This is a genomic window from Collinsella sp. AM17-1, assembly GCF_003470665.1.
In the GTDB taxonomy this organism is placed as follows: Bacteria; Actinomycetota; Coriobacteriia; order Coriobacteriales; family Coriobacteriaceae; genus Collinsella.
Genome location: NZ_QRJZ01000004.1, coordinates 57,159 through 75,309, shown reverse-complemented (window position 1 = coordinate 75,309; position 18,151 = coordinate 57,159). Strand labels below are relative to the sequence as shown.

The window sequence follows — 18,151 nt, the reverse complement described above, 5'->3', positions numbered from 1 at the left end:
GCCAGAAAGGGCCCCGGGTGTTGCCCCGGGGCCCTTCTCAATTACTCCTCGGTGCTCTCGGCCGTATCGGCCGTAGCATCCTCGGGCGCCGCTTCGGGCTCCGGTGCGGGGCGCTTCTCGCCACCGTAGGTCACCGTCACCATCGCGGAACGCAGGATGCGATCCGCCATGCGGTAGCCCTTCTGGTACACATCGTTGACGGTCTCGTCATACTGCGATGCGTCCTCGACGCGACCCACAGCCTGGTGCTCGAGCGGATCGAACGCCTCGCCCTTGGGGTCGATGGGCTCAACGCCCTCGTGCGCAAAAACGTCGAGCAGCTTGGCATGTACCGCGTCAACGCCATCGACGAACTGCTTAAAGTCGTCGGAAAGCTCTTGGCTGCGGGCATGGTCGATCGCGCGCTCGATATCGTCAATCACCGGCAACAGCGCGGTGACAAGCTTCTCGGTCGCGCGCTCGCGCTCGGCGATACGCTCATTGGCGGTGCGGCGACGGAAGTTCTCCCAGTCGGCCTGCAGACGGGCGGTACGCTCGGTGGCGTCCTTTGCCTTGTCCTCGGCGGCCTTCTGAGCCTCTGCCGCAGCATCGAGCTCATGGCGCACGTCGGCAAGCTCTTTTTGGGCCTGCTCGAACTTGAGCTTAAAGTCGTTGTCGGCGGCTTCTTCACCGGCGCGGATAGCGGCTTCCACCATCTCGTCCTCGGTCATCGTCGCCTCCTTGTTGGGATCCTCTACCTGGTTCTCGGCAGCCTCGGCGGCCTCGGCCTCGTTGGCCTCGGTATCGTCGACGGCCTCTACGGGAATCTTCACGTCCTTCTCCTCAGAGTCAACGGGGGCGGCGCCAGCGGCAGCCGCCTCCGCGCGAGCTTTACGGGCGGACATGATTACTTGTCCTCGTCGTCCACAACCTCGTAGTCGGCGTCGACCACGTCATCGTCGGCAGGCTGGGTGCCGGCGGCACCGTCGGTCTGCTGCTGAGCGTCGGCGTAGACAACCTGGGCCAGCTCGTAGGCCACGGACTGCAGGGACTCGCCAGCGGCCTTGATGGCCTCGACGTCAGAACCCTCGAGCGCCTTCTTGGCGTCGGCAATAGCGGCCTCGGCCTTGGACTTCACGTCGGCGGAAACCTTGTCGCCCAGCTCGTTGAGGGTCTGCTCGGTGGAGTAGCACAGGCTATCGGTCTGGTTGCGGACCTCGACCTCTTCCTTCTGCTTCTTGTCCTCCTCGGCATGAGCCTCGGCGTCCTTGACCATGCGATCGACTTCGTCGTCGGACAGAGCGGTGGAGCCGGAAATGGTGATCTGCTGCTCCTTGCCGGTGCCCTTGTCCTTAGCGGAGACCTTGACGATGCCGTTGGCGTCGATGTCGAAGGTGACCTCGATCTGCGGCACGCCGCGGCGGGCAGCCGGGATACCGGTCAGCTGGAACTTACCGAGCGACTTGTTGTCGCGGGCAAGCTCGCGCTCGCCCTGAAGCACGTTGATCTCGACGCTGGTCTGGTTGTCGGCAGCGGTGGAGTAGACCTCGGTCTTGGAGGTCGGGATCGTGGTGTTGCGGTCGATCATCTTGGTCATGATGCCGCCCATGGTCTCGACGCCCAGCGACAGCGGGGTAACGTCGAGCAGCAGGATGCCCTCGACGTCGCCGGTGAGCACGCCGCCCTGGACGGCAGCGCCGTCGGCAACGACCTCGTCGGGGTTCACGGACATGTTGGGCTGCTTGCCGGTCATGGTCTTGACGAGCTCCTGGACGGCGGGCATACGGGTGGAGCCGCCGACGAGGATGACCTCGGTCAGATCGGAGAGCTTAAGCTTGGCGTCGCGCAGGGCGTTGGTGACAGGCTGCTTGCAGCGCTCGAGCAGGTCGCGGGTGATCTTCTCGAACTCGGCGCGGGTCAGCGTGTAGTTGAGGTGCAGCGGGCCGGACTGGTTCATGGTAATGAACGGCAGGTTGATGGTGGTCTGCTGGGCGGCCGAGAGCTCCTTCTTGGCGTTCTCGGCAGCCTCCTTCAGACGCTGCAGGGCCATTGGGTCCTGACGCAGGTCGACACCGTTCTCCTGCTGGAACTTATCGGCCATCCAGTCGATGACGCGCTGATCCCAGTCGTCGCCGCCCAGGTGGTTGTCGCCCGAGGTGGACAGAACCTCAAACACGCCGTCGGCGAGATCGAGGATGGAAACGTCGAAGGTGCCGCCGCCCAGGTCGAAGACCAGGATGCGCTGGTCGGTGCCCTGCTTGTCCAGGCCATAGGCAAGAGCGGCAGCGGTCGGCTCGTTGACGATACGCTTGACGTTAAGGCCGGCGATCTTACCGGCGTCCTTGGTGGCCTGACGCTGGGCGTCGTTGAAGTAGGCCGGGACGGTGATGACGGCGTCGGTGACGGTCTCGCCCAGATACTTCTCGGCGTCGGCCTTCATCTTTGCGAGCGTCATGGCGCTCACCTGCTCGGCGGTGTAGTCCTTGCCCTCGATGTCGACGACGGCACGGCCACCCTGGCCCTCCTTGACCTCATACGGCACGGTCTTGATCTCGGAGGTGCACTCGGAGTACTTGCGGCCCATGAAGCGCTTGATGGAGAACACGGTGTTCTTGGGGTTGGTGACAGCCTGGTTCTTAGCGGCCTTACCCACGACGCGGTCGCCGTCGGCACGGAAGCCCACGACGGACGGGGTGGTACGGTCGCCCTCGGCGTTCACGATAATGGTCGGAGAACCGCCCTCGAGAACGGCCATTGCGGAGTTAGTAGTACCAAGGTCGATACCAAGAATCTTGCCCATTAGAAATTCCCTCTCTCTTGTGCGTTTGCACCAACTCGGCGGTCTGTCGCGCGGTGCTTCGGCTTGTCTTTCAGGATGTAGTGTATCCCCTTATGGGCCGGAATATACAAAATCTAAGTCAATTCATATAAGATTTCTTATTGCCGAGAGTTTAGGTTCTTAAATTCGCAGGTAGATGCGCTGTTTGAGTTCTCGGCAGATCTATTGAGATCTATGTAGAGATGGCTGAGGTTTGGGTCCGAAGGTGTCTGGGGCCGCCTTGCGGAAAGCTCGTCCCGTTTTGAGAGCTGATACCGGGTCGCAGTTTCCGCTAGCGGGCCCAACCGGAAACAGCGACCCTGTTTTCGGCAAAATAACGGGATGCCCTTTCCGCAGGCGCGCTCAATAGCTCAATATTTCGAGTCACCTTTAGCTAACATTTGCGCAGCTCAGCGGCCTCACCTGCATGTTTTTTAGTAAGCCGTGGCATACTCGGCGAACGGTATGAAGATGCCGGTCAGAGGGTATTGCAAACGGTCGCTCCCGTGGTATGTTTTTGCCCGAATCAAACCGACGCACATCGCCTGTAGCGTCGGTCAACAGAGAGGAAACTACCATGGCTCATCCCGTAATTGATGCCGACGAGTGCATCGCTTGTGGCGTTTGCGTCGACTCCTGCCCCGCTGGCGTTCTGGAGCTCCAGGACGTCGCTACCGTCGCTGACGAGGACTCCTGCGTCGCCTGTGGCGCTTGCCAGGACGCTTGCCCCGCTGGCGCGATCACCGAGATCGTCGAGGAGTAACAACTCCCCCACTTGCACACTCAAAAGTACACCGTGCACAAAAAGGAGGCCTCCGCATCGCCGCGGAGGCCTCCTTTTTTGTGCGGATAACCAATTAGGCACCATCGCAGGTTGAGCTCACGTCAGCGAAAACGTCCCTAGGCGAGCAAGGTGACGTGAAAGAGGAGGGAAGCGTACTTTTGTACGCGACCGACAATTGAACGTCAGATTGCCGCTTAGGGACGTTTGCAGCATCGGCTACGATAGATCGTCCTCGTAGGGCATTAAATCGGCAAGGTAGCCCTTCTCCTTGAGTATGGCCTCGATCTCGTCGAGGGTCTGCTCGTCTTCCGCGGCGATGCGATGGAAGTGGTAGCCGCTCGTCACCGTTAGTAGTGGAAAGCTCTTGCCGCTCTCGATATCGTGCAGGTAGCGCTCAACATCGCGACGATTGCGAATGTCCAGGTCGGCCGTGATCTTACCGTACACGCGGTGATTGACGATCACGTTGAGCACGGCGCCGCCGGCGTCGACGATACTCGTGAGCTCATCGCCTGCCTGCTCCACGCTGTGGCGAACCTTGACCAAGCGCGTGGGCACGGCGGGGCTGCTGGGTGCCTCCTGCAGCACGTAGCCGCGGTTGGTTGCCACGACATCGTGCCCATCGGCGCGCAACAGGGCAATATCCTGAACCACGACCTGGCGGCTCACGCCAACCTCGCGGGCAAGTGCGCTGCCCGAAACGGGCTCCCTGGCTCCCTCGAGAACGCCCATGATGGCACGACGGCGCTCGCGGGCGTTCATTATTTACCGTCCAGCAGACGCAGGTGCTTAAGCGAGAGGTCGAGGATCGGGGCGGAGTGTGTCAGCGCGCCCGAGCTAATAAAGTCGACGCCCAGATCGGCCAGGGCGCGAATATTGCTGACGTCCACATTGCCCGAACACTCAGTCTTGGCGCGACCGGCGATAAGCTCGATAGCGGCGGCCATGTCGTCGTGGGTCATGTTGTCGAACATGATGATGTCGGCGCCGGCTTCCACGGCCTCGCGCACCATGTCCAGGTTCTCGCACTCGATCTCGACCGTCGTGGTAAACGACGCGTGGGCGCGCGCCATCTCGATCGCGCGCGTCACGCCACCGGCAGCATCGATGTGGTTGTCCTTGAGCATGACGGCTGTCGACAGGTTGTAGCGATGGTTGCTGCCGCCGCCGATCTCGACCGCGGCCTTCTCGAAAACGCGCATGCCCGGCGTGGTCTTGCGTGTGTCGACAAGCACGGTCTTGGTACCCTCGAGCGCCGCTGCCATTCTGTGCGTATAGGTAGCGATACCGCTCATGCGCTGCAGGTAGTTGAGCGCCACGCGCTCGCCCGAAAGCAGCACGCGCGCATCGCCGCGCACCTGGCCCACGTGGTCGCCGGCGTGCACCTCGTCACCGTCGGCAACATCAAACAGCACCGAGCTCTGCGAATCCAGCAGCTCAAAGGTGCGGGCGAACACATCCAAGCCCGCGATGATGCCATCGGCCTTGGCGATGAGCTCCACCGTGGCGGGGCGCGCCGTGGGGCACACACTCGCCGTGCTCACATCCTCAAACGTGATGTCCTCGCGCAGAGCCTGCAGAATCAGATCATCGACGACGAGCTTCATGGTAATGGGATTCATGGTCTACTCCTCCACGGTCTGCGTGCCGGCGGCACGGGCCAAATCATCGATTGCCAGGGAGTCGGCGCTCAGGGCGCGATGACGCCCGTCGAGCGCGGGCTCGCCCGCCTGCTCCACGGCGAGCGACTCGCCGGTGCACATGCACCAGGCGGCACGGCGGCCCCAAACCAGGGACTCGAGCAGGCTGTTGGAAGCCAGGCGATTCTTGCCGTGCACGCCGTTGCAGGCTGTCTCACCGGCTGCGTAGAGCTCGGGCATCGAGGTGCGGCCGTCCTTGTCGACCCACACGCCGCCCATAAAGTAGTGCTGCGTAGGCGTAACGGGAATGGGCTCATCCAGGATGTCGCGACCGTCCTCCAGGCAGCGTGCGCGAATGTTGGCAAAGTGCCCGGTCACTACATCGCGCTCGACGGGGGCAAAGCTCAGCCACTCGTGCTCGGTACCGTCCTGCTTCATCTGCTCGCGAATAGCGGCGGCGACCACATCGCGCGGCTGAAGCTCGTCGGTAAAGCGCTCACCGGCGGCATTGAGCAGAATCGCGCCCTCGCCGCGGCAGCTCTCGCTGATCAGGAACGTGCGGCCTGGCTGCGGCGAGAACAGGCCCGTGGGGTGAATCTGCACGTAGTCCAGGTGCTCCATCTTAATGCCATGCTCCTGAGCGATGTAGCAGGCGTCACCGGTGAGCTGCGGGTAGTTGGTCGAATGGTCGTACACGCCGCCGATGCCGCCCGTTGCCCACAGCGTGTGACGGGCATGGATCTTAAACGGCTCGCCGGCATGCGCGCCCTCGGCGGCATTTACCAGCTCGTCGGCGGGACGAACCGAGTTGTCCTCGTCCACGGGAACGGCAACGACACCGGCACACACCGTGGCGCCGTCACGCTCGCCCGTCAGGATGTCGGTCATGGCCACGTGCTCCAAAATCTGCACGTTATCCAGTTTGCGAACGGCCTGAAGCAGCTTGGTCGTGATCTCCTTGCCCGTAATGTCGGCATGGAAGGCAATGCGGGGGCGGCTGTGCGCGCCCTCGCGGGTAAAGTCGAGGCTGCCGTCGGCTTTGCGCTCAAAGTCCACGCCCATGGCCAGCAGGTCGTTGATGACCGAACGGCTCGAGCGAATCATGATGTCGACGCTCTCGCGGCGGTTCTCGTAGTGGCCGGCGTGCATGGTGTCCTCAAAGAAGGCATCGTAGTCCGAGCCCTCGGGCAGCACGCAAATGCCGCCCTGCGCGAGCATCGAATCGCACTCGTCGACAGCGCCCTTGGAGAGCATGATCACGCGCATGCTCGTCGGCAGGTTGAGAGCCGCGTACAGGCCCGCTACACCGCAGCCGGCAATAACGACGTCGCACTCCATATCGGGGTATTGCTTGGTTTCCACAGGAATCCTCTCCCTTGAATGTGACATAAGGGACCGTCCCTCATGCCGCATTGTTCTAGCGCGCTGCGTACTCGAGCATGCGGTCGAGCGTGAGCTTGGCCTGATCGGCGGCCTTGTCCGACACGCCAATCTGCACCTCGCCCTCGCCCGTCTCCAGGCAGCGCACGAGCTTTTCGAGCGTGATGAGATCCATGTTGACGCAGGTGGGCTGCACCGCGGGGAAGTAGAACTTCTTGCCGGTGCCCTGGCAGCGGCGCTCGAGCTCGTAGAGTACGCCGCGGACCGTCACGATAATGAACTCGCTCGCGTCGGACTCCTCGGCATACTTGATGATGCCGGCGGTGGAGCCGATGTAGTCGGCCTCAGCCAGGACGTCAGCCTTGCACTCAGGATGCGCCAGCACGAGCGCGTCGGGGTGGGCCTCCGTCGCGTCGACGATCTGCTCGACGGTGATGATGTGATGGCGCGGGCAGTAGCCGTTGTTGGGGATGACGTGCTTTTGGGGCACCTGCTCGGCTACGAAGCGGCCCAGGTTCTGGTCGGGAATGAACAAGATGTGCTGCTGCGGCAGCTCGGAGACGATCTTGACGGCGTTTGAGCTGGTAACGCACACGTCACTCCAGCTCTTGATCTCGACCGTGGAGTTGACGTAGCAGACCACGGCCAGGTCGTCGCCGTACTCGGCGCGCGCCGCATCGACCGTCTCGCGCTTGACCATGTGCGCCATGGGACAGTCCGCGCCCGGCTCGGGCAGCAGCACGGTCTTGGTGGGATTGAGCAGCTTGGCGCTCTCGCCCATAAACTCCACGCCGCACAGCACGATGGTCTGCTGCGGCAGGCTCTTGGCAAGCTTTGCCAGGTAGAAGCTGTCGCCGACGTAATCGGCCACAGCCTGAACCTCGGGCGCCACGTAATAGTGCGCCAGGATCACCGCGTCGCGTTGGGTTTTAAGTTGCTGAATGGCCTCGACGAGCTCTGCGGGCACCAGTGCCGCGCGCTCCGTTGCCGTCGTTGCCGATGCTAGGCCGGCCGCGATATCGCGTGCAAGCTCCGACGCATCCATGTTCGCGCTCTGTGCCATCAAGGCCCCTCTCTTTTGGCGAATCTTGGGGCTTTAGTATGACACCTAGGTTTACAGCTGACAAGACAGCTGTAAACCTAGGTGTAAAGTTGAAATAAAGATTCGACCATGCGGCAAGTCCATATTCGAACTGGCAAGCTGAGGATAGCCGAGCTCTCGATAGCGCAGGAGGCATCTTTCGCCACCGCAATACCGCTCGGCGCGAGTTGCGCACCGTGAGGCACGAACGGGCGCTCCCCCGCGAGTGGTCCGCGCCCAATGTGGCAAAATCGAACTACTAAGGGGGCTCAGAATGCTCAAGATTATTGCCTGCGACGATGACGTCGCTTTTCTAGATAGACTGCACCGGATGATCGACCGTTGGTCGATCGAGACGGGCACGGCGGTCGATGTTGCGCTCGTTACGCGCGGCGAGGACCTGCTGGCGCGCCATGCCGCGTCGCGCGCCGACATCATCCTGCTCGACATGATCATGCCGCTCGTCAACGGCATGGACACCGCACGCGAATTGCGCCAGGCCGATACCGCCGTGCGCCTGGTGTTTCTCACCTCATCGCCCGAGTTTGCACTGGAGTCCTACGAGGTCCGCGCCTTCGACTATCTGCTCAAGCCCGTGACTTACGAACGCCTGGCGCAGTTACTCGACGAACTTTCGAGCATGCGCCCGGCGGCAACCGACGAGCTCGTGATCAAAACGTCCTTTGGCTACCACGCCCTGCGCCTGTCCGACATCGAATATGCCGAGGCGCGCAACAAGCACGTGGTCTTCCACCTGCGCGACGGACGCGATATCGAGGCACTCGAGTCGTTCCGCAGCGTCGAGGACCGTTTGGCGCAAAATGCCACCTTCTTTAAATGCCACCGTAGCTACCAGGTCAACTTGCGCAACATCGACCACTTCGATCGCACAGACATCGTCATGCGCTCGGGCGCGTGCATTCCGCTGTCGCGCAGCAGCAAGCAGGGGTTCCAAGACGCCTACTTTGCGGTGCGCTTTGAGGGCAGGAGGCGCTGATGATCTCCTCGGTCGAAATGGTCCTTTGGGCAATCCACCACGCCACGACGCTGCTCTTTGGCGTCTTTGCCTCGGCGGCGCTGTGCGGTATCGAAATCAATCGACGCCATGCACTCGAGTTGGTGGGGGTCGGAGCCGCAACCGGCGCTGCCTTTTCGATCGCCAATGTCGTTGGCGGAGAGCTTTTTGCCCGTCAGGTCTATCCGCTCGTCGTGCACTTGCCGCTTACCGTCTACCTATGCGCGCGCTACCACTTGAGTCCGCTACTCGCGACGTTGGGCGTCACCAGCGCCTATCTGAGCTGCCAGTTCAGCAATTGGATGGGCATCGCCGCATTTGCCGCAACCGATTCGCAGATCGCGTACTATCTGGCACGCATCGCTACCACGCTCGGCGTCTTTGCCGTCCTGCTGCATTGGGCCGGCGACATTGGACCCCGCCTGGCGATTAAAAGCCCCACCGAGCTGGGCATCCTTTTAATCCTGCCGCTCGTCTATTACATCTTTGACTACGCCACCAACGTCTACACCACGCTGTTCCACTCGGGCTCGGTGGTGACAGTTGAGTTTTTGGCATTTGCGCTCTGTGCCTTCTATCTTATGTTTCTTGCCGTTTACCTGCGCGAATACGAAGAAAAGGAAACCGCCGAGCGAGAGCGTTGGATGCTCGAAACCCGCGACAGCGCCGCCATCAAAGAGCTCGAGGCTTGGCGTCAATCTGGGCGCGAGCTGTCGATTCTTCGCCACGATATGCGCCACTTCCTACGCGGCCTGGCCACTTTAATTGAGGAGGGCCACACCGACGAGGCGCTCAAACGCATCGATGAGCTCTGCGAAGCCGGCGACCGCACCGCCGTACGCCGCTTCTGCGCCAACGAGACCGTAAACATCGCGCTTTCGTCATTCAACTCAGATATCAATAGAAACGGCATTACCGCCAACCTGCGCGCCGCCGTACCCGAAACCGTCCACGTAGGTGACGCCGATCTGTTTAGCGTGCTCTCAAATGCCTTGGAAAACGCTATCACCGCCGCAAGCGCCGCACCCCAAGGAAAGCGATTCGTCGACTTTGACCTGCGATTGGAGGACGGCCAGCTGCTGCTGTTAGTTTCCAACACGTTTGACCGCGCGCCGCGCATGGTCGACGGCATGCCCGTGACCCGGCATGCGGGCCACGGCTTTGGAACCAAGAGCATCAAACTTGCCGTGGAGCGCATGAACGGCAACTGCCAGTTCCGCATTAACGGCGATCGGTTTGAGCTGCGCGCTGTGATGTAGAAGTACGGCGCCGATCTCGCGGCGCGCCTCGCCCGCCAGGCAATCGCTCGCCGGTGCCGATCCGCTACAGTGGAGCGACCGCCGGGGTCAGCTGCTTGATGTAGGCCCACATGCGCTGCTTGGCCGCCTTGTCGGTCAGCGCCGCCTCAAAGCCATCGAGCGCGAGCACGCGGCGGCCCTGCACATGGGCGACCAGGCCGGGCTTGAGCATGGCGGTGTCGAAGTCATCAATCGCCACGAGCATATCGGCGTAGGTTTCGCGCATGACATCGGCCGCGCTGTTATCGAGCAGCAGCACCGCCTCGGGATCCAGAGCCTCAAGCGCCTCGCGGAACAGCTCGCACGGCAGAGTCTCGCCCACCGCGACCGCTCCGTCACCTGTGCCGGCGACGCTTGCCAGCACGCAAAAATCCTCGGGCGCGTAGCCGATGGCCCCAAGCGCCTTGCGCAGCGCAGCACCGTCCGGACCGGCAGCCAGCTCGCCGCCCGAACGCTCGGCCTCGTCCAAATCGCCTTTGACCAGCACGATCGGCGAGCACGCGTTGCCCACGATGCGCACGCCACGGACCGCAAGCGATGTGAGCTCCTGCTCGGCCGCCTGGGCGATGGCTTCTTTTTTCTGGCTTTGTGACGTGGACATGCGCTCTCCAATCGTTTGCGTGCCCACCATTATATAAAAGAGCTGCCCGCGAGTGGTTGCTTTGCGGGCGGCTGGGTATAAGCACGGTCGTACTGAGTTTTACGCGGCCGAGCCGCGTCGTATTATGGAGGTCACCATGGCTGACATTAAGCAGATTACCCCCGAGAACTTCGATTCCATCGTTAACGACAGCCTGCCCGTGCTGGTCGATTTTTGGGCACCCTGGTGCGGGCCCTGCCGATCGCTCTCGCCCATCGTGGACGAGGTAGCCGATGAGCTGGCGGGCAAGCTTGCCGTTGCCAAATGCAACGTCGACGACAACCAGGACCTGGCCATGAAGTATGGCGTCATGAGCATCCCCACGCTGATTGTGTTTAAGAACGGCGAGGAGATTGACCGCTCGGTTGGCGCTCTGCCCAAGGCGAGGCTGCAGGCGCTGCTGGAGAAGCATCTGTAATACGCTTGTTACTTGCCCGCCGTCCATGAGCGGTTTTGCACCGCTTGCCGGACTGCCGGGTGCGGCGCGTGCGACCACGGATAGTATGGTAGCTACAAACAGCCCCCAGTGAACGGGTGCGAGTCGCACAGACTCGCACCCGTTTTCTTATGCAGCTGCGCACAGAGTGGGCGTAGTAAAATCTGAACCACTGAACTGCCCCATACAAAAGGAGATTTCCCATGCATGACGTTGGAATGAACATGAGCCAGCTTGCCATGAGCGTCAAGCAGGTCGACGACACCATCGAGCTCGCTCACGAGTGGAGCCATCAGCTGCTGCATGCGACCGAGAATTTTGACATGGAGCGCATCGGCGCCAAGCTCGAGGCAGCCATGGCCGCGCTGCACGAGGCCCACGACGCACTCGAGGGCTACGAAGAGGCCATCGAGGCCGACCACAACTCCGTCGGCTCCGTGAAGCTGGTGTAACGTGGCCGAACACGAGCACGGCTGCGGGTACGAGCACGAGCATCCGCACGGGGCGGACGGTGACGCAGGCTGCCACTGTAGTGGCTCCGGCTCCGAGCTAGTCCGCTTTTCGGTTACCGCACCGGACGACCTGCTGCGCCGTTTTGACGAACAGATCGCGCGCCGCGGCGACGTGGCCAACCGCTCCGAGGCCGTGCGCGACCTGATTCGCGCCTCGATCGCCAAGGAGCAGATGCGCACGCCCGATGAGCATGTTATCGGGTCGCTCACCATGATCTACGACCACCATACCGGTGACCTGACGCGCCGTCTGGACGAAGTGCAGCACGACTACACCGACGAGATCGTATCGACCATGCACGTGCATCTGGATCACCACAACTGCTTGGAGATTCTGGCGCTCAAGGGTCGCGGCGAGCGCGTCTACGAACTAGCCGACCGCCTGCTGGGCCTGCGCGGCGTTAAGCACGGCGAGCTCACGTGCGCCGCCACCAAGCAGAGCCTGGGGCTGTAGCGCACCTGTCCCTATTTGGTCGGTTTTGATGAGGGGTGTCGCATGCGACATGTGCATATTCATGTGACGGGCATTGTGCAGGGCGTTGGCATGCGGCCGTTTGTGTATCGCGAGGCCATGGCGCACGGCATTTGCGGATGGGTGCTCAACGCGGGCGACGGCGTGCATATCGAGGCGCACGCTCCGGCCGATGCGCTCGATGCTTTTGTTGCCGCGCTTTCTGCGCATGCGCCTGCGGCAGCCCGCGTTGAGCGAGTCGATATTGCGGATTTGGAGCCTGGCGGCTGGAGCGCTGCCGATGAGCAGGGCTTTCGCATTGTGGCATCGCAGGACCAGACCGCGCACACGACGCTCGTCTCGCCCGATATCGCCACCTGCGACGATTGCCTGCGCGAGTTGTTCGATCCCGCCGACCGACGCTATCACTACCCCTTTATCAACTGCACTAACTGCGGACCGCGCTTTACCATCATCCGGTCGCTGCCTTATGACCGAGCGGCCACGTCGATGAATTGTTTTCCCATGTGTCCTGAGTGTGCCGCGGAGTATGCCGACCCACTCGACCGGCGTTTTCACGCGCAGCCCGATGCCTGCTTTGATTGCGGGCCGCATATTACTTGGCGCGAGGCTGTGAACGGCGATGCGTGCGGGAATTCGTCCGCGACACCGGCCGTCGGCACCACACGCGAGGCCAGCGACGCTATCATCGAGCGCTGCGTCGAGCTGCTGGCCAGCGGCGGCATCGTCGCCATCAAGGGTCTGGGCGGATTTCACTTGGCATGCGACGCCTCCAACGAGCAGGCGGTAGCCGAGCTGCGCCGTCGCAAACGCCGCAGCAACAAGCCGCTTGCCGTTATGGTACGCGACCTTGCCGACGTTGAACGCCTGTGCCATGTCAACGACGTTGAGCGCGGCTTGCTGGCCGGCAGCATTCGCCCCATTGTGCTGCTGCGCCGGCGTGCTGTTTGCGGGAGCGACGGCGATTCTCCCGACGCCCTCGTACTCGCACCGTCCGTCGCGCACGACCTGCCCGAGCTTGGCGTTATGCTCCCCTACACCCCGCTTCAGCATCTGCTGCTTGCCGTGGCAGAAGCCCGCGGTATGCACGCGCTCGTCATGACCAGCGGAAACCTGAGCGAAGAGCCCATCGAGACCGATGACGATCTTGCCTGGGAGCGCCTCGTTGCCGCCGGCATTGCTGATGCGCTACTCGGCAACGACCGCGCGATCCTCTCGCGCTACGACGACTCTGTAGTGCGCGTGGTCGACGGCGCCATTATGCCCGTGCGCCGTGCCCGCGGATATGCACCCCAGCCGCTGCCGTTGCCGGCGCTCGACGGCGCTCCGTCCTGCGTGCTCGCCTGCGGGCCACAACAAAAGGCCACGATTGCGCTCACGCGCGAAGGGACGAACGGCGAGGCAACCTGTTTTGTGTCGCAGCATATCGGCGATGTTGAAAACGGCGGGACCTTCGATGCCTGGAACGCCGCGCGCACGCGCTTGGAAGATCTCTTTGACTTGGCGCCCGCCGCCTTGGCCTGCGATTTACACCCCAGCTATCTATCGGACCAGTGGGCGCGCGAGCAGGCGCGAAAATGCAATCTGCCGCTCGTCGAAGTGCAGCACCATCATGCGCATATCGCGAGCGTAATGGCCGAGGCCATCGCCGCGGGCCAGCTTACAACCGACACGCGTGTCCTTGGCATCGCCTTCGACGGCACCGGCGCCGGCACCGATGGGACCATTTGGGGCGGCGAGTTTCTTGTTGCCAGCCTTGACGGCTTTGAGCGCACCGCGCATTTGCTCACCTGGGCGCTCCCCGGCGGGGCGGCCTCCGTACGCGACGCTCGACGCAACGCCTTTGCCCTGCTCAGCGAACTCGGCCTACTCGAGCACCCAGGCGCCGCTCAGCTTTTGGACAGCCTCGACGAGCAAACGCGTAGCGTGACAGCCACCATGATCGAGCGCGGCATCAACAGCCCGCGTACCAGCAGCATGGGACGTCTCTTTGATGCCGCGGCAGCAATTCTGGGCATCTGCGACAAGGCAACCTACGAGGGCGAACCCGCCATAGAACTCGAAGCCGCCGCCTGGCGCGCGTTCAGCAGTGAAAGTGCCTGCCCCACCGGCAATATGGTCAGCTTTTCCGTAACCGAATCATCCCGTCCGGACGATTGCCATGTTCTGAACTCCAGACCGCTTTTTGAGGCGCTTTTGGAGGGAATCAGGACCGGCGTGCCCGCCGGCAAGCTCGCACTCGACTTCCATATCGCCATCGCGCGCTCTTCGGCACGAATCGCACGCGAAATCTGCGCGCGCGAGGGCATCGATACCGTCGCGCTCTCGGGCGGTGTGTTCATGAACCAGCTTTTGCTTCAGCTCTTTACCCACGAACTTAAAGACGCCGGTCTTGCCGTCTTGGTCCCCCACGCCGTGCCCGTCAACGACGGCTGTATCGCCTACGGTCAGGCCGCCATCGCTCGCGCTCGTCTCGCGCAGACAGCATCGCGATAGGCGTTTTGCCAGCCTGCGCGCCGCCGTCTCACAGGTGTAACGCGTTTGCTCGTGACTCCCGCGAGCGCTACCATCAACTGATGGGTAATTAGGCGCCTATCCAGCGCAAAACGTATAAAAGGGGAACATTATGTGCCTTGCCGTTCCCGGTAAAGTAGTCAAACGCGACGACGACCTCAAGGCCACCGTCGACATGATGGGCATCGAGCGCCCTGTTTCACTGAGACTCGTGCCGACGGCGCAGGTAGGCGATTATATTCTGGTGCACGCTGGATTTGGCATCCAGATCGTCGACGAGCAGGAGGCGCAGGAGACGCTCGACCTGGTCAACACCATGACCGAACTGGTCGAAGAAAACCAGCTTGCCACCAACCCGGCCGAGGCATACTAGTGGCGGCCGAGCAGCCGGCTCGCTCCGGTATCGACTTCTCGGCATTTCGCGACCCCAAGCTGGCTCGCGAGCTCATCGATCGTATTCATGAGTTTGTCGGCAACCGCAGCATCAACCTTATGGAAGTCTGCGGCACGCATACCGTGAGCATCGGGCGCTATGGCTTTCGCTCCATTATGCCGGCCGGGCTCAAGCTGCTGAGCGGCCCGGGCTGCCCCGTCTGCGTTACCGCCAACCGCGACATCGACCACGCGATCGCGCTCGCCAACATAGACGGCGCCATCATCACCACCTTTGGCGACATGATGCGTGTACCCGGATCATCCACCTCGCTCGCTGCGCAAAAGGCGGCGGGGCGCGACATCCGCATCGTCTATTCCCCGCTCGACGCGCTCGACATTGCCGAGCAAAACCCCGATCGCCCGGTCATTTTTATGGGCGTGGGCTTCGAGACCACAACGCCCACCATCGCCGCCGCCATCTTGGAGGCAGACGCACGCAGGCTGCAGAACTTCTCGGTCTATTGCGCCCACAAGACCACGCCGCCGGCGTTGCGCGCCATCGCCAACGATCCCGAGACCGCTATCGACGGCTTTATCCTGCCGGGACACGTCGCCACCATCACGGGCTTAGCCCCCTTTGGCTTTTTGGTCGACGAGTTTAAGACCCCGGGCGTGGTAACGGGATTTGAGCCGGTCGATATCCTGCAGGGCATCTGCATGCTGGTCCAGATGGTTGTCGAGGACAGGCTCGCGATCGACAACGCCTACCGTCGCGGCGTCAATGCCGACGGCAATCCCGTGGCGCGCCAGCTGGTCGAGCAGGTATTTGAGCCGTGCGATACCACATGGCGCGGGCTGGGGCTGATTGCCAACTCGGGCCTTTCCATCCGCCCCGAGTTCTCGCGCTTTGATGCCCGTGCTCGCTTTGACGTGCCCGTTGAGGCGACGGTCGAGCCGCGCGGGTGCCGCTGCGGCGACGTGCTGCGCGGGGCCATTGCGCCGAGCAGCTGCCCGCTCTTTGGCCGCACCTGCACGCCCGAGCACCCCGTCGGCCCGTGCATGGTGAGCTCCGAGGGCAGCTGCGCGGCGTACTACCGCTACCGCGACTAGTCCGGACGCACCCGCACACCGGCACCACCCACGATTGGAGTTTTCGATATGTCCCGTACTGCCACCGATAGCACCGTCCTGTTGGGCCACGGCTCTGGCGGTCAGATGATGAAACGCATCATCGATGAGGTCTTTCTGGATGCGTTTGGGTCGCCCGAGCTGCTCGAAGGCAACGATGCCGGCGTCGCCGCGCTGCCCGCGAGCGGGCGCATAGCCATGTCGACCGACAGCTTTGTGGTCTCGCCGCAGTTCTTCCCCGGTGGCAACATCGGCCGCCTCGCCGTGTGCGGAACCGTTAACGACGTCGCGACCTCGGGCGCCAACGTGCGCTACCTGTCGTGCGGCTTTATCCTCGAAGAGGGCTATCCCATGGATAAGCTCCGCCAGATTGTGCAGACGATGGCCGAAACGGCGCATGAGGCGGGCGTGTCCATAATCACGGGCGACACCAAGGTGGTCGAGCGCGGCGGGGCCGACGGCGTCTATATCAATACCGCCGGCGTGGGCGAGGTTCCCACGGGCGTGGCGCTCAGCGGTGCCAACTGCCAACCCGGCGACGTTATCCTAGTATCGGGCACGCTCGGAGACCATGGCATCGCCATCATGAGCCAGCGCGAGGGCCTGGCGTTTTCGAGCACCATCGAAAGCGATGCCGCACCGCTCAACCACTTGATTGCCGATGTGCTTGCCGCAGCACCCGACACGCGCTGCTTTCGCGACCCCACGCGCGGTGGCCTGGCGTCCACACTCAACGAGTTTGCCCAGGCCAGCGGCGTTGCCATGGAGGTCGACGAAGATGCCGTGCCCGTGCGTCCCGACGTGCAGGCCGCCTGCGAAATGCTCGGCTACGATGTGCTGCAGGTAGCAAACGAGGGCAAGATGGTTGCCGTCGTGCCGGCCGAGCAGGCCGATGCGGCTCTAGCCGCCATGCGTGCCGCCCGCTACGGCGAGAACGCCGCGATTATCGGCCGCGTGCTGCCGCTTGGATCGGACGCTCGACCCGCCGTGCGCGTACGCACCGGCTGGGGATCGACTCGCATCCTCGACATGCTCGTAGGAGAACAGCTGCCGAGGATTTGCTAACGACAAAGGCTCAGGGCTATTAAAGATATTCAGATTCCAAACATGCCCGGCACGCATGCCCAGTATCATGGGGTGCGTTTTGGAACCCAATGACGGGAGCTTTCATGGCAGCAGCTTTTTCCCATGTGATTTTTGATCTGGACGGCACCATCCTCAACACGCTCGAAGACCTGGCGGCCGCCGGCAACCATACCTGCGAGACGCACGGCTGGCCTACGTTTGCCGTCGACGAGTACCGCTACAAGGTGGGAAACGGCATGCTCAAGCTGGTTGAGCGCTTTATGCCTGCCGAGTATGCGGGCGACGGCCGTATGTTTGAGCAGACGCTTGCCGAGTTTAGGGCTTACTACGGCGAGCACAAGGAGGACCACACCGCCCCCTATGCCGGCACAATCGAGATGCTCGACCGCCTGCGTGCCGCGGGCGTGCAGCTTGCCGTGCTCACCAACAAGGACCACATCTCGGCGGCTCCGCTTATCGAGAAGTATTTTGGTTCCGAGCGCTTTGCGCTGGTACAGGGCCGCGTCGATGCGTTTCCCCCCAAGCCCGAGGCGCCTGTTACGCTGCATGTGATGAAAGAGCTAGGCGCCGACCCGGCAACCACACTCTATGTGGGCGATTCCAATGTCGATGTTTTGACCGGCCACAACGCTGGCCTTAAGAGTGCGGGCGTCAGCTGGGGCTTCCGCGGCCGCGCAGAGCTGGAAGCTGCCGGCGCCGACTACGTGGTGGACACCCAGGAAGAGCTCGCGTCGCTGATTCTGGGCGAGTAGCGGGGCTGTCGCTCAACACGGCTGCATAGATTCTGTCGCGCGGAAAGCGCATCCCGTTTTGCCGCCTCAGAATGGGACGCGCTTTCCGGTTGAGCCTTGTCGGGGAAACGGCATCCCGTTTCAGAGCAATATTCCGGGTCGCACTTTCCGCAACCCACGCCATCCGGAAACCGTGACCCGCTATTCGGCCAAATACCGGCTCGTATTTTCCCGAGCATTCGATGCAACGCTGGCGCAAGGA

At 62.5% G+C, this 18,151-nt stretch carries 18 protein-coding genes; 11 read left to right on the top strand and 7 right to left on the bottom strand.

Annotated features, from left to right (window positions below):
- Positions 1 to 41: 41 nt before the first annotated feature.
- Positions 42 to 884, bottom strand: a complete 843-nt coding sequence (locus tag DW195_RS03420) for a nucleotide exchange factor GrpE (RefSeq protein ID WP_118205869.1) — start codon at positions 882 to 884, stop codon at positions 42 to 44.
- Between the two features lie 2 nt (positions 885 to 886).
- Positions 887 to 2,779 (bottom strand): molecular chaperone DnaK, encoded by a 1,893-nt coding sequence (dnaK, locus tag DW195_RS03415; protein WP_118205868.1) that lies wholly within the window; start codon positions 2,777 to 2,779, stop codon positions 887 to 889.
- A 595-nt stretch (positions 2,780 to 3,374) separates the two neighbouring features.
- On the opposite strand from dnaK, the gene DW195_RS03410 reads away from it, so the two are divergent.
- Positions 3,375 to 3,560, top strand: coding sequence for a DUF362 domain-containing protein (locus tag DW195_RS03410; protein WP_006235216.1), 186 nt, complete (start codon positions 3,375 to 3,377; stop codon positions 3,558 to 3,560).
- 237 nt (positions 3,561 to 3,797) lie between these two features.
- Here DW195_RS03410 and DW195_RS03405 read toward each other — a convergent pair whose 3' ends face one another.
- Genes DW195_RS03405 through nadA form a run of 4 tightly spaced genes read right to left on the bottom strand, consistent with a single transcriptional unit; the run spans position 3,798 to position 7,664 of the window.
- Positions 3,798 to 4,343: a transcription repressor NadR gene (locus tag DW195_RS03405; RefSeq protein WP_117776390.1), complete on the bottom strand. Its 546-nt coding sequence runs from the start codon at positions 4,341 to 4,343 to the stop codon at positions 3,798 to 3,800.
- Positions 4,343 to 5,203, bottom strand: a complete 861-nt coding sequence (nadC, locus tag DW195_RS03400; RefSeq protein WP_118205867.1) for a carboxylating nicotinate-nucleotide diphosphorylase — start codon at positions 5,201 to 5,203, stop codon at positions 4,343 to 4,345. Before nadC ends, DW195_RS03405 begins: the two co-directional genes overlap by 1 nt.
- 3 nt (positions 5,204 to 5,206) lie before the next feature.
- The gene (locus DW195_RS03395) at positions 5,207 to 6,610 is read right to left on the bottom strand and encodes an FAD-binding protein (protein WP_199576300.1); all 1,404 of its coding nucleotides are present in this window, start codon (positions 6,608 to 6,610) and stop codon (positions 5,207 to 5,209) included.
- A gap of 28 nt (positions 6,611 to 6,638) precedes the next feature.
- Positions 6,639 to 7,664, bottom strand: a complete 1,026-nt coding sequence (gene nadA, locus DW195_RS03390) for a quinolinate synthase NadA (protein ID WP_117839954.1) — start codon at positions 7,662 to 7,664, stop codon at positions 6,639 to 6,641.
- Positions 7,665 to 7,956: 292 nt separating this feature from the next.
- Here nadA and DW195_RS03385 point away from each other — a divergent pair, with 292 nt between their 5' ends.
- Complete coding sequence (locus DW195_RS03385; RefSeq protein WP_118205865.1) at positions 7,957 to 8,679, top strand: LytTR family DNA-binding domain-containing protein; 723 nt, start codon at positions 7,957 to 7,959, stop codon at positions 8,677 to 8,679.
- Positions 8,679 to 9,956, top strand: a complete 1,278-nt coding sequence (locus DW195_RS03380; RefSeq protein ID WP_118205864.1) for a sensor histidine kinase — start codon at positions 8,679 to 8,681, stop codon at positions 9,954 to 9,956. Before DW195_RS03385 ends, DW195_RS03380 begins: the two co-directional genes overlap by 1 nt.
- Before the next feature lie 64 nt (positions 9,957 to 10,020).
- Here DW195_RS03380 and DW195_RS03375 read toward each other — a convergent pair whose 3' ends face one another.
- Positions 10,021 to 10,596 carry a hypothetical protein gene (locus DW195_RS03375; protein ID WP_055250826.1) on the bottom strand — a complete coding sequence of 192 codons (576 nt, stop codon included), beginning with the start codon at positions 10,594 to 10,596 and terminating at the stop codon, positions 10,021 to 10,023.
- A 136-nt stretch (positions 10,597 to 10,732) separates the two neighbouring features.
- On the opposite strand from DW195_RS03375, the gene trxA reads away from it, so the two are divergent.
- From trxA to DW195_RS03335, 8 genes are all read left to right on the top strand, one after another.
- A complete protein-coding gene (gene trxA / locus DW195_RS03370) occupies positions 10,733 to 11,053 on the top strand; it encodes a thioredoxin (RefSeq protein WP_055250861.1) in 321 nt (106 codons plus the stop codon).
- A gap of 221 nt (positions 11,054 to 11,274) precedes the next feature.
- A complete protein-coding gene (locus DW195_RS03365) occupies positions 11,275 to 11,523 on the top strand; it encodes a hypothetical protein (RefSeq protein ID WP_006235225.1) in 249 nt (82 codons plus the stop codon).
- A gap of 1 nt (position 11,524) precedes the next feature.
- Complete coding sequence (gene nikR / locus DW195_RS03360; RefSeq protein ID WP_118205863.1) at positions 11,525 to 12,037, top strand: nickel-responsive transcriptional regulator NikR; 513 nt, start codon at positions 11,525 to 11,527, stop codon at positions 12,035 to 12,037.
- Positions 12,038 to 12,079: 42 nt separating this feature from the next.
- Positions 12,080 to 14,551 (top strand): carbamoyltransferase HypF, encoded by a 2,472-nt coding sequence (gene hypF, locus DW195_RS03355; protein WP_118205862.1) that lies wholly within the window; start codon positions 12,080 to 12,082, stop codon positions 14,549 to 14,551.
- 130 nt (positions 14,552 to 14,681) lie between these two features.
- Positions 14,682 to 14,942 carry a HypC/HybG/HupF family hydrogenase formation chaperone gene (locus tag DW195_RS03350; RefSeq protein ID WP_118205861.1) on the top strand — a complete coding sequence of 87 codons (261 nt, stop codon included), beginning with the start codon at positions 14,682 to 14,684 and terminating at the stop codon, positions 14,940 to 14,942.
- On the top strand, positions 14,942 to 16,054 hold the full coding sequence (gene hypD / locus DW195_RS03345; protein WP_233540802.1) for a hydrogenase formation protein HypD: 1,113 nt from the start codon (positions 14,942 to 14,944) through the stop codon (positions 16,052 to 16,054). The genes DW195_RS03350 and hypD overlap by 1 nt, the downstream gene beginning before the upstream one ends.
- Before the next feature lie 48 nt (positions 16,055 to 16,102).
- Positions 16,103 to 17,137 carry a hydrogenase expression/formation protein HypE gene (gene hypE / locus DW195_RS03340; RefSeq protein WP_118205860.1) on the top strand — a complete coding sequence of 345 codons (1,035 nt, stop codon included), beginning with the start codon at positions 16,103 to 16,105 and terminating at the stop codon, positions 17,135 to 17,137.
- A 104-nt stretch (positions 17,138 to 17,241) separates the two neighbouring features.
- A complete protein-coding gene (locus DW195_RS03335; RefSeq protein ID WP_233540801.1) occupies positions 17,242 to 17,910 on the top strand; it encodes an HAD family hydrolase in 669 nt (222 codons plus the stop codon).
- The last annotated feature ends 241 nt before the right edge of the window (positions 17,911 to 18,151 follow it).